This window comes from Nocardia sp. NPDC003726 (assembly GCF_053586955.1).
On the sequence record NZ_JBSFNF010000051.1, the window covers coordinates 1 to 10,056 of the forward strand.

General features: G+C 65.6%; 9 protein-coding genes and 3 pseudogenes. 6 read left to right on the forward strand and 6 right to left on the reverse strand.

Annotated features, from left to right (window positions below):
- Positions 1 to 377: pseudogene (locus ACWDMM_RS33380) on the forward strand (hypothetical protein); the annotation flags it as partial.
- Between the two features lie 125 nt (positions 378 to 502).
- Here the strand turns inward: ACWDMM_RS33380 and ACWDMM_RS33385 are convergent.
- On the reverse strand, positions 503 to 2,536 hold the full coding sequence (locus ACWDMM_RS33385) for a tetratricopeptide repeat protein (RefSeq protein ID WP_449941491.1): 2,034 nt from the start codon (positions 2,534 to 2,536) through the stop codon (positions 503 to 505).
- 173 nt (positions 2,537 to 2,709) lie between these two features.
- Here ACWDMM_RS33385 and ACWDMM_RS33390 point away from each other — a divergent pair, with 173 nt between their 5' ends.
- The gene (locus tag ACWDMM_RS33390; RefSeq protein ID WP_449941492.1) at positions 2,710 to 2,994 is read left to right on the forward strand and encodes a hypothetical protein; all 285 of its coding nucleotides are present in this window, start codon (positions 2,710 to 2,712) and stop codon (positions 2,992 to 2,994) included.
- 251 nt (positions 2,995 to 3,245) lie between these two features.
- On the opposite strand, the gene ACWDMM_RS33395 is transcribed toward ACWDMM_RS33390, so the two are convergent.
- Both ACWDMM_RS33395 and ACWDMM_RS33400 read right to left on the reverse strand, forming a co-directional pair.
- Complete coding sequence (locus ACWDMM_RS33395; protein WP_449941494.1) at positions 3,246 to 4,442, reverse strand: hypothetical protein; 1,197 nt, start codon at positions 4,440 to 4,442, stop codon at positions 3,246 to 3,248.
- A 41-nt stretch (positions 4,443 to 4,483) separates the two neighbouring features.
- A complete protein-coding gene (locus ACWDMM_RS33400; protein ID WP_449941497.1) occupies positions 4,484 to 4,618 on the reverse strand; it encodes a hypothetical protein in 135 nt (44 codons plus the stop codon).
- Between the two features lie 467 nt (positions 4,619 to 5,085).
- Between ACWDMM_RS33400 and ACWDMM_RS33405 the strand changes: the two are divergent.
- Positions 5,086 to 5,319 (forward strand): annotated as a pseudogene (locus ACWDMM_RS33405) (hypothetical protein); the annotation flags it as partial.
- Positions 5,320 to 5,752: 433 nt separating this feature from the next.
- Positions 5,753 to 5,854 (forward strand): annotated as a pseudogene (locus ACWDMM_RS33410) (tyrosine-type recombinase/integrase); the annotation flags it as partial.
- A gap of 251 nt (positions 5,855 to 6,105) precedes the next feature.
- Here the strand turns inward: ACWDMM_RS33410 and ACWDMM_RS33415 are convergent.
- The gene (locus ACWDMM_RS33415; RefSeq protein WP_449941519.1) at positions 6,106 to 6,366 is read right to left on the reverse strand and encodes a hypothetical protein; all 261 of its coding nucleotides are present in this window, start codon (positions 6,364 to 6,366) and stop codon (positions 6,106 to 6,108) included.
- Here ACWDMM_RS33415 and ACWDMM_RS33420 point away from each other — a divergent pair.
- Positions 6,332 to 6,601, forward strand: a complete 270-nt coding sequence (locus ACWDMM_RS33420; protein ID WP_449941521.1) for a hypothetical protein — start codon at positions 6,332 to 6,334, stop codon at positions 6,599 to 6,601. The two genes, ACWDMM_RS33415 and ACWDMM_RS33420, sit on opposite strands and share 35 nt — an antisense overlap.
- 73 nt (positions 6,602 to 6,674) lie before the next feature.
- On the forward strand, positions 6,675 to 7,001 hold the full coding sequence (locus tag ACWDMM_RS33425) for a hypothetical protein (RefSeq protein WP_449941498.1): 327 nt from the start codon (positions 6,675 to 6,677) through the stop codon (positions 6,999 to 7,001).
- A 279-nt stretch (positions 7,002 to 7,280) separates the two neighbouring features.
- Here the strand turns inward: ACWDMM_RS33425 and ACWDMM_RS33430 are convergent, their stop codons facing one another.
- Together ACWDMM_RS33430 and ACWDMM_RS33435 are read right to left on the reverse strand one after the other, a co-directional pair.
- Positions 7,281 to 7,898, reverse strand: coding sequence for a hypothetical protein (locus ACWDMM_RS33430; protein WP_449941499.1), 618 nt, complete (start codon positions 7,896 to 7,898; stop codon positions 7,281 to 7,283).
- A 1,003-nt stretch (positions 7,899 to 8,901) separates the two neighbouring features.
- Positions 8,902 to 10,056, reverse strand: a 1,155-nt coding sequence (locus ACWDMM_RS33435; protein ID WP_449941502.1) for a tetratricopeptide repeat protein, incomplete at its 5' end; no start/stop codon positions are given.

The following is a 10,056-nucleotide window of genomic DNA, read 5'->3' on the forward strand; positions in this document are numbered from 1 at the left end:
CGATTCACGCGGTCCTGACCGAACTGCTGCCCTTGGACGAGCAGCGCCGGGAAGAAGTCATCGTGCTCAACGTGTTCGCGACCGCGGCGATCGCCGGCCGAGGCATCACCGCCGAAGAAACCTTCGCCGCGCCACAAGCCCTCGTCTCGATCGTCACCGACCAACTCCGGCGTACCCGGAACTCCGGCCGGTCGGGCACGAACGTCCCCGAACGCGACGCCGAACTCATCACCATGACGACCGGCGGACTGGCCCAGGCCATGCTCCAGAACTTCACCACCCCACAATCCGCGCTCGAACTCATCGACCATCTACTCGATCGCGTGCTGGAGACAAACACCGCAGACACCGACCCGACCCGGTCGGCATCGAACTGAGCGCCACCGGACAGCAGTCCGATACCGCCCCATCGACCAAGAGCAACCGCGAGCTTGCTGCAAGCCAGCTTTGCGTCACTCACAGCTTTGTCTCACGAACGATCCTTTTTCTACATCCTGCTCTGTCAGCGTGGGCGCCGGGCGGGCTTTTTCGCAGCTGAACGACGTGGGGGCTTTTTCGCAGGTGTCCGATGCTCAGTACGATCGCGCAAGGATCTCAGCATGGACGTTGTGGATTTGGTGAGTGAGGCGTCCGCGCCGACGAACTGTTGGCAGTCGGCGAGGTTCTTCTCGAGCAAGGCGCGGGCTTCGTCTGTTCGACCGACACGGTTATAGAAGCCGGCCAGGCTGTTGCGCGAAGCCAGGGTCGAGGGATCCCCGGGATCTCGCGTGCGCTCGTTGTCGCGCAGCGCCCGCTCGAATAGCTTCACCGCGCTCCTCTTACGGTTCGCACTCTCATAGGCGTAAGCGAGGCTGGTCCGGGCGAACACGGCGTCGGAGTGTTCGGTGCCGTTCACCCGTTCATGGCTGGCGAGGATCTGCTTGTACAGCTTGATGGCGGCGCGGTGGCGGCCGATCATTTCGTAGGCGAAGGCCAGGCTGCTGTAGGCAGACCGAGTGCTGTGGTCGTGGCGTCCTCTCGCGCGTTCGGTACCGGTGGCGATCTTCTCGAACAGGGTGATCGCTGTGAAAGCGCGTTTCTCGCTCAGCCTTCGGTGCGCCAAGTCATGGAGACGATCACTCACGCCGTCGAGGTACTCGTACTCGTCGAGGTAGGTGTTCTTATCGATCGGGATCTCGACAGGGTCCGGTTCGAGGATCCGGGCGAGCAGAGTCATCAGGGCCAGGTTGGTTGCGATCGCCGCCACGATGAGGTCGACGCTGAAGTTGTCGGTGCCCAGCATCGTGACTAGCGCCGTGACCACCGCCACGACCGCACACGCGCGCACCACCAGGGGGTTGCCCAGCAGTTCCGGCCGCCCGCCGGCACCGACGAACAGCAGCCAGAAGATCGGCACGATGAGCACGCCGGCGTAGGCCGACGCCGCGAGCGGGTGCGATATCCCGACGAGGGCGCCGAAACCGGTCGCCACGACAAGCGCGGTCGCGCTGGGCCCCAACAACAGCCTGGTGCGCACGAACCTCAGGCCCGGATCCGGAAAGTACTGGCGGGACACGACATAACCCAGCGGCAACCAGTAGACCAAGACCGCGATCACGACCCACGCCCAGCTCATCGGGGGGGCGTGGTCGGCGCGCAAGGGCTGTGCGATCACCGGTCCGGTGGCCAGCAGCATCCAGACGATCAGCAACGCCGCGGGCTCTCGCCTGATCCGGCTCAGCGCTTCGATCCCAGCCAGTACCTGACCCACCTGTTTCTGTCCGGCGGAGTCCGGCGGGGGGTCTTGCCGGACTCCGGACTGCGGTGCGGGGCCGGTGGTTTCGAGTTCGGTGATGCGGGCCTGCTGCTGATCGGATTCGGCGGTGGCGCGGATCAGCTGGTCACGCGCACGCTCCACCTCCGCCGAGAGCTTGTGCTGGCGTGTGCGCAGTTCGTCGCGTTCGGCGCTGACTTCCTCGAGATGTGCGCGCAGCTGGGTGAGTTCGGCATCCAGTGCCGCGACCCGGTCGTGGTCGGCGCGGTGAGTCCGCTCGGACTCCGATCGGAGTTGGGTCAGCTCCGCGGTACGGGCGGTGATCTCCTCACGCAGCGAGGCGATCGTCTGCTCGAGTGCTGCCAGATCCGCCCGGCTCGGCGCCGGCGGCGCTGCCAGGCGTTTGTGCTCGCGGCAGGCGTGGTCAGCGGCGGCGTAGAGGGTGTTGATTTGCTTGCGGACCGCTTTCGGGTCCGGGCCGCCGCGCTGCTCGTAGAGAAGTAGAAACGCCTCGACCAGCTCCGGACTCGGCGGTCGCGGGCTGTCGCGGCGGGGATTGAGCTGTGCCGAGACCAGCCGTGAACTCACCACCCACTCGCCCTCACCGGTCTGGACGTGCAGTTTGGGGACCCGGCCGGGCTCAACCAGAGCCGCGGCCTCGCGATGCAGGAAGTCCGCCTCGGCCGACAGCTCGAGCAGACGGATCAGCAACTCCCGCAGCGGAGTCGGGTAGCCCTTGGACCGGACTTGCTCCAGCTTCTTCGGGCTCGGTGCCTCACCCATCTCGTCCTCGCAGTCCGCTCCGCCGGTTTCCGGACCGATCCTGTGCGGCCCACCGTGAACACTGTCGCCACCCCGGTGACAGCAGCCTCACCCCAAGCACGCGAGACCGCGGCGGCCAAGACCTCCGATCCGAACCGCCACAGCCTCGCTCGGGTCCTCACCAGGAGAACCGCATGTCGAGCATGAACCATTACCGCCGACCCCGAAAGAACCCGCATACCGCACCATCGCCGCTGTCGTGCTGGGGATTTCTCGACCGGATTTTCGGCAGCCCGGACCGGTTTCGCCGGTTGATGCTGCTGATCGCGCTGATCACCCTGACCACCAACCCGCCGGAGGACTTCACCGTCTTCCCGCAGCCCAGCGGCACCCACCAAGTCCCGCCCCGTCGCGACGAGGTCGCTGTAGCGCCGCCGGCGGTTTCGGAAACCCCGGCGAGATCGGCACAAAGTCAATGACGTGTAGAAACCCGTTCGACGTGTTGCCGCAGGGCTGGCCCGCGGCGTCGAGCAGAATCGGTGCGATGTCCGGGAGGAGCTCCGGCGGCAGAATCGTAGCCATCCACCAGAGGTGTCGAGAATCGTGCGGTTCTCGCACATCGCGGGTCTCGACTGAATTTGCAGAGCATGAAAATCTCGGCATGGCCGGAAAACGGGTCGCGCAGGGTACCTGACCGAGTGGTCCTGGGTTAGGCGACGATGCCGGACATCTACTCGCTGCCGCGTGCTCGGAAAGCGTGGTTCTGCGCCCAGGCGATCCGGTCGCCGCCGTGGTTGGTCGTGATGGTGATGTCCAACGGAGGCAGCATCGAATGCTGGCGTGGTTCTCCGTTGAGCATCGTGCGGCGCCGGGTGACGAGCACCTCTCTGGCGGCCATCGTCAGCTCGTACATAGGAAGTACTGGGAAGGCACTATTGCCTGCACCGGACCTCAGGGCTTCCGTGAGGGCGCTGGTCAGTCCGTGCCAGCCAGAGAGGGCTTGGTTCTCGCCGCTGGCCGTCACGACCGCACACGGTTTCGACAGCGTGGCGGCGCGTGCGCGGTTCAGGGCGTACGCGGCCAGGCTGGTGTCGATGATCAGCACTAGCGCCTTCGCTACTGCCGTGCCGAGCAGTTCGTCGATCATCGACGTCACCGGCGCGTATGACCCCAATAGGTCGTCGATGGCCGAATCGGCGCAAGGACTGTAGAGACGAAGGTCCGGGCCAAGGTAGCCGTAGACGAGCAGGTGCACGATCAGCAGGTCGACATCTTCCCGCGCGGCCGCCGTCACTGCGGTGGTGAACGCCGAACGCTCTGGGTTGTACAGCGAGGTCACCTTCAAGCCGGGCGCGGCAGCAGCAAGTTGGCTCTGCATGGCGGCGAATTCATGAATGCCGGGATCGGACAACTGCCACTCCGCAGGCGGGCCGGAGCCGATCAGGAGGTAGGAGGAGTTCGTCGTCTTCGGCACCCACAACCAGTTCGGCGCGTCCGGATCGAACGACTGACTTGTCTGGCCGGGCGCTAGGATCCGGTCGACACCGGCTCGTCCCACCTCGGCGGTCGCGGTTGGCTCGAACGTGATGCTGAGTGCGGCTTCTGCCTTGTGTGCACCGTTGACCACGGCGTTGACCGTGTACCAGCTGTCCTGCCATGTTTGGGTGCGGAATCTTGACTGATCGACGTCGAGACGATCGGCTCGCGCTATCAGCCGACAGGACTCGACGAACTGCACCACGGTCGCCAATTTCGGGAAGGCGCCACTTTTTTCGGCATTGCGCAGCGTTCCCTCACTGGCCGGCGCACGCCCGATCTTCGGCAGCGCCTCGTACATGCGCTTGAAGCTGGGGGCACCGACAGCCTCACGAAGAAGGCCGAGTTCACGGGCGAACCTTGCGATCTCGGCCTTGGCGTCCTCGTTCATCGACAACATCTTGCCCGACCGTGCACCCGAAGGCGCCGGGGCTACACAGCCGCGGCACCGACCAGCAGCAGCACAACCGCCGCAGCGGTGAGCACTACGACGCACAGCAGGAACCGCACGGTCATGTCCCCGTCCTCGATCGCCTTGCGAACCGTCTTCCCGATCTCGCGCCACATTCCTTGTGCTCCCTTTCGTTCGATTCGATCGAAAGCCATTGCAGCACAGACATTTGTCCTGGTCAGCGCCGTTTTATGACCTTCAGAGCCGTTGGGTGGGGCTACGGGTTCTTGAGAGGTTTTGTCGCCTGATAACTACGGTTATCGGGCAATGTTCGGTAGGATCGGGGAGGTCGAGCTGCGCGAACGTCTCGTCCGCGCAGCGCGCCAGCCACCACCGGCTGATCGCGGCCGGGCTGGACAGTCCGGCCAACCGCACCGACGCCAACGCCGGATCCACCCACGACCTGACCCTGATTCGCGACTGCGCACGACGATTCGGCCTGCACCCCGACACCGGGCCTGGCGCGGTGCGAGCAGCAGCTCGCCACGGAATGGGACGTCATCACCGCGATCGCCGAAGTCCTATGCGCCCAGCGGAGTCTCACCGGCGCACGGCTGCGCGCCCTGCTGGCGGAGGCCGCGTGATGCCCCAGGAGTTCGACGAGTCCGGCGGTGCCGACGACCTGGACGCCTACCCGCCGCTGTCGGTGCACATCGAGGATTTCCTCACCGACCTGGCCAACGCCAACAAGCCGGCGAACACGCTGCGGGCCTACCGCGGCGACCTGACCGCGTTCGCGCAGCATTACGACGGCGACCTGACGGTGATGGGGGTGGAGCCGGTGCGGGCGTTTCTGTCCGAGATCGCCGACCAGGCCCCGGCCACCCGCAAGCGCAAACGAGCCGCGGTCGCGGCGTTCTGCCGGTGGGCGGTGCGGCACGACCGGCTGGCGGCGAACCCGATGGACCGCGTCGACACCATCACCGTGCCCAAGCGGCTACCGCGCCCGGCCCCGGCCGCCGACGTGCGCCGGGTACTCGACGGGATCTGCGTGCGGCGCCCGCGCAAGGACGTGCCGCTGGATGTGCTGCGGGATCGGGTACTGTTCGAGACCGCCTACGTCTGCGGCGCCCGCGCCAGCGAGGTGTGCGGGCTGTACGTCGAGGACTTCGACTTCGCCCTCGACGACGAGCACGTCCGCATCCACGGCAAGGGCGGCTCGGTGCGTACCGTGCTGCTGGACGACCGCGGCTACGTCGCCCTGGTCCGGCCGGCTCTACCTCGCCCGCAGCGGCTACACCGCCGGGCCGATGTTCCGCGCGGCCATCAACGGCCGCGGCGGCCCGCTGTCCTACTCGGCGGCGCACCACCGGTGGAGCCGGTACTGCGCGGCGGCCGGAGTGGACATCGACATCCACCAGCTGCGGCACTCGCACGCGACCGAGCTGATCAACGCCGGCGTCTCCATGAAGTCGTGCGGAACGCCTCGGGCACGCCTCCACCGAGACGACGCAGGTGTATGCGCTGTTGGCCGACAAGGTCGCCGACGACGAGATCCGCGCCGCGCGGCGACAGAGAGGAAGAGCCTGACCGACGGTTTGTCCGCGCTATCCGCCGGTCACTACTCAACAAGGGACCCGAGTCGCGGTGGTCTTCTTGCGTATCACGCGGCGGCCGCGGCGCTGTCCACCGGCTCCGGACGCGCGCGCCGAGTTCGCTTCGACACGCGGGGCATGAGCAGCTGCAGCCGCGATGCCCCTTCCACTCCTGGCTCCGGACCGCGCTGGTGCTTGGTGGCCTCCAGCACCAGCCGCGCATCCCGGCGCCGGGTGGGGTCCTTGTAGAACACCGCGCCGAACCCCGCGGCGAGGCGTGCGGGACCGTCATCGATGATCCATTTCCACGCTCCCCCAACGATTGCCATCCTCACCAACATCGAGGTCCGCTCTGCAAACTACACCCCGAAGGTCACTGTCACCTCCGCGACGCCTACCTTCGCCAACACCCCGGCCGATCAGTTCAACAAGCTCGCCCGTGACAAGGGCTGGACTCCACCAGAATCCTTCGTCGCGGTGTCCGGAATGGCTGGCTATCAGCGCGATCCGCTGCGGCGGCCGGCCGCAGCGATCATGAGCTTCATTGAGCAGGTCAAACAGTAGGGAAACCTCGACCGACTCACCGGATTCGCCGACCGAGATATACGCCACCTGGGCACCACAATGGAACCGCAGCATGCTCGCTGCCGGACTTGAGATGCTCGGGGACGACACGGTCAAGGAAACCGCGCGTCGCGTCGCTGCCGGGGACATCGAATACTGGTACGGGTCTGGCACGATGATCGTCGGCACCGGCCCCAACAACATCCGGCCGGGCACCTACCGAGTCAGTGCGCCCGTCGGCAAACTCATCGAGAACGGATACTGGGAACGCGCCGCCCACGACGGCACGATCATCGACAACAATTTTGTCACCTCCGCCCAGCAGGTCACGGTCAACATCGCTGCCAGCGACGGCCAGTTCACCAGCCGCGGCATCGGCGTGTGGAAGCCCGTCTCCTGACCGGCACACCAGCAGATGGTGTTTCGACTGCTCCCGTGAGCCCGAGACCTCGCGAGGGCGATCTCCGGAATGGCGGGCACGTGCTGACTACGGATCAGAAGGTTGTGGGAGTCCGGCCCCGGGCGCCAGCGCGACCGATTCCGGTGACACAGCCAACCAGTTGTCCTACACGACGTCCCTGACGCGAACGTACCTTGCCATGCCCGGGAACCTTATGTTCCTGGGATGGCATGACCAGCCAGCCGTGCCACCCCACCTGGATATTGCTAAAGTCCGGTGCTAGGTGTAGTCCTTCAGATCGCGTGCGGCTCGGAAGTGATTGACTGCGAGAAAGGTATGCCACGGGCGGGGGACGCCGCTTGGCTGGATACGCTTGCACTGCCACCAGCCCGCCGTCTCAACGGTGACCTTTCCGGCTTTGGCGGCGTCGGTCTTCAACGCCATCTCCAATGCTGGCTCTTGGTCAGTGTCGTGAGCTGCCATGATTACAAGGTCGTACTGTGCCGTCGCAACGAGTTCCACGAAAGTCAATGCCACGAGGACATCGACCCCCTTTTCCTGCGGAGTCCGGACTCCGTGAACATCCTGGTAGCGGAGGGGACGATACGTTACATCCACACGGTGGTCGCGGGTCCACTCGGCACGTTGCGCCAGTGATCGCCGATACCCGGTGGAGTCGTACCTATTGGACGGCAGGCCACGGAAGGCATGGACCTTCTCTACCCGGGCTGGCAGCGCCCCTTCACCTTTCGCGTTCGCACGTGCGAGCAAAATCTGTTCGGCAAGCCGTAGTGGGTGCAGTAAAGATTCGTGGGTGGGGGTTCCCTCTGGAGTGAACTTGCCGCGCGCGGTGAGGTGCATGTTCTGGTAGTCGATCACGATCGCAGCGCGCTGCATCGATGCTCCTTGGGAATAAAAAAACCCCACCAGTCCCGGAGGACGGTGGGGAGCTATGACGACCAATGTAGGTTTCGAGGTCTATCTCGTCAACGCTCCAGCCAACCCTGCTCGATGGTTGATCGTACCCATAATGCCCCCCAGAACGCCCGGGGTTTCACGTACTCGCCCTGCGGTGGGAAAAACCTGCAGGGGAGCTGATTGGCGCGACAGCGGGCCTATCTGCAGCGAGAAAGCGTAGATCTCCGAAGGGTCCAGGTCGGCGTCATGTGTGATTTACATCACATAGAAAGGCGGCCGAAGAACCGATGAATTCCGGCATCCCCGTGCCCGGTGCGGTCGTCGTTCCTAGACAGGTGATGGCCGTGGAGATCGGTGCGCTCGCCGAGTAACCACGGACCCGCATCGCCCAAGAAGTTCGCTACGACACCGCCCATGAGTTCGATGAACCAGCAGACCGATCAACAACCAGGTACAGACGGCTGCTGATCTACCCGCGCCGTTGGAACCCACCCCTTCTCCCACTGGTTGCCGGTCCAGGCCCGGACCTTGAACCACCTCTGGAACCACGAATCGGTCCAGCACCAGACCTGCACCCAACCTTCGCCCACGGTGCGGGCACCCCGCCAGCACACCGAGGGATTGGTGCAGGAGTAGAGGTCTGTGCCAGGAGTATGTCCCCAGTCGCCGCTCTTGGCAGACGCCGGCGCAGAGAACCCGACGAGTGCCGCAGCGACCATGAACACGCCCGACGGCGCGAAATCGCCGCCACTCATCGCTGCGAGTCACAGGCGCGGAATTCCGGCGCATCGCGTTGTCCAAGAAGCGTGTACCCGAACCTGACGCATCGAGAGTGCGGAGCATCGGACCCGATTCATCTAGGAGCCTGCCGCTTCCGCGCCGCAGGATTGGCGCGGATCGCGGGGTAGTGGGGTGATTGCTGCCCAGGACCCGCTTGATGAGCGGGATCGCCTCGACGAGTCGACTCCGGTGTACGAAGCGATCACGCCGATTCCCCCGTCCCGTCCCCGGAAAGCAGGCCAGCTACTCGCTGAGCTCGATCAAGAGTGGACTGATACATCCCTGGTCGCTGCGCGGCCAGCGTCCGGTAGATCCCGACGGCCTCCTCAGCGGCGGCGAGCCCGTCTTCGCGGCGCCCCAACTCCCCCAGCCGGTTCGCGAGGGTGTTCAGGCTCCTTGCGAGGTTGGGTTGGTAGGCGTCGGGATGTTGGTCGGCCAGCGTCCGGTAGATCCCGACGGCCTCCTCAGCGGCGGCGAGCCCGTCTTCGCGGCGGCCGAGATCCCCCAGTTGGATCGCGAGGTTGTTCAGGCTCGCAGCGAGATCAGACAGGAAGGCGTCCGGACGCTGCTCGGCCAGCATCCGCCGAATCCCAACGGCTTCCTCGATGGCAATCACGGCTTCCCAATGGCGGCCGAGGCTTCCCAGCCGGTTCGCGAGGTTGTTCAGGCTCGCAGCAAGGTCGGGTTGGTAGGCGTCGGCGCGCTGCTCGGCCAGCACCCGGTAGAGCTGGACGGCTTCCTCGGCGGCGGTCAGGGCGTCCTCGTGGCGGCTGAGATCCCCCAGTTGGATCGCGAGGGTGTTCAGGCTCGCAGCGAGATCAGGCAGGAAGGCGTCCGGACGCTGCGCGGCCAGCATCCGCCGAATCCCAACGGCTTCCTCGATGGTGATCAGGGCGTACTCGTGGCGGCTGAGATCCCCCAGTTGGATCGCGAGGTTGTTCAGGCTCGCAGCGAGATCAGGCAGGAAGGCGTCCGGACGCTGCGCGGCCAGCATCCGCCGAATCCCAACGGCTTCCTCGATAGCGGTCAGGGCCTCCCCGCGGCGGCCGAGGCTTCCCAGCCGGTTCGCGAGGTTGTTCAGGCTCGCAGCGAGATCAGACAGGAAGGCGTCCGGACGCTGCTCGGCCAGCATCCGCCGAATCCCAACGGCTTCCTCGATAGCGGTCAGGGCCTCCCCGCGGCGGCCGAGATCCCCCAGTTGGATCGCGAGGTTGTTCAGGCTCGCAGCGAGATCAGGCAGGAAGGCGTCCGGACGCTGCTCGGCCAGCATCCGCCGAATCCCAACGGCTTCCTCGATAGCGGTCAGGGCCTCCCCGCGGCGGCCGAGGCTTCCCAGCCGGTTCGCGAGGTTGTTCAT

Excerpts from the sequence above, each read along its gene's own strand:
- ACWDMM_RS33385 (WP_449941491.1), bottom strand. The coding sequence starts at position 2,536 with ATGGGTGAGGCACCGAGCCCGAAGAAGCTGGAGCAAGTCCGGTCCAAG.
- ACWDMM_RS33390 (WP_449941492.1), top strand. The coding sequence starts at position 2,710 with ATGTCGAGCATGAACCATTACCGCCGACCCCGAAAGAACCCGCATACC.
- ACWDMM_RS33395 (WP_449941494.1), bottom strand. The coding sequence starts at position 4,442 with ATGAACGAGGACGCCAAGGCCGAGATCGCAAGGTTCGCCCGTGAACTC.
- ACWDMM_RS33400 (WP_449941497.1), bottom strand. The coding sequence starts at position 4,618 with ATGTGGCGCGAGATCGGGAAGACGGTTCGCAAGGCGATCGAGGACGGG.
- ACWDMM_RS33420 (WP_449941521.1), top strand. The coding sequence starts at position 6,332 with ATGATCCATTTCCACGCTCCCCCAACGATTGCCATCCTCACCAACATC.
- ACWDMM_RS33415 (WP_449941519.1), bottom strand. The coding sequence starts at position 6,366 with ATGGCAATCGTTGGGGGAGCGTGGAAATGGATCATCGATGACGGTCCC.
- ACWDMM_RS33425 (WP_449941498.1), top strand. The coding sequence starts at position 6,675 with ATGCTCGCTGCCGGACTTGAGATGCTCGGGGACGACACGGTCAAGGAA.
- ACWDMM_RS33430 (WP_449941499.1), bottom strand. The coding sequence starts at position 7,898 with ATGCAGCGCGCTGCGATCGTGATCGACTACCAGAACATGCACCTCACC.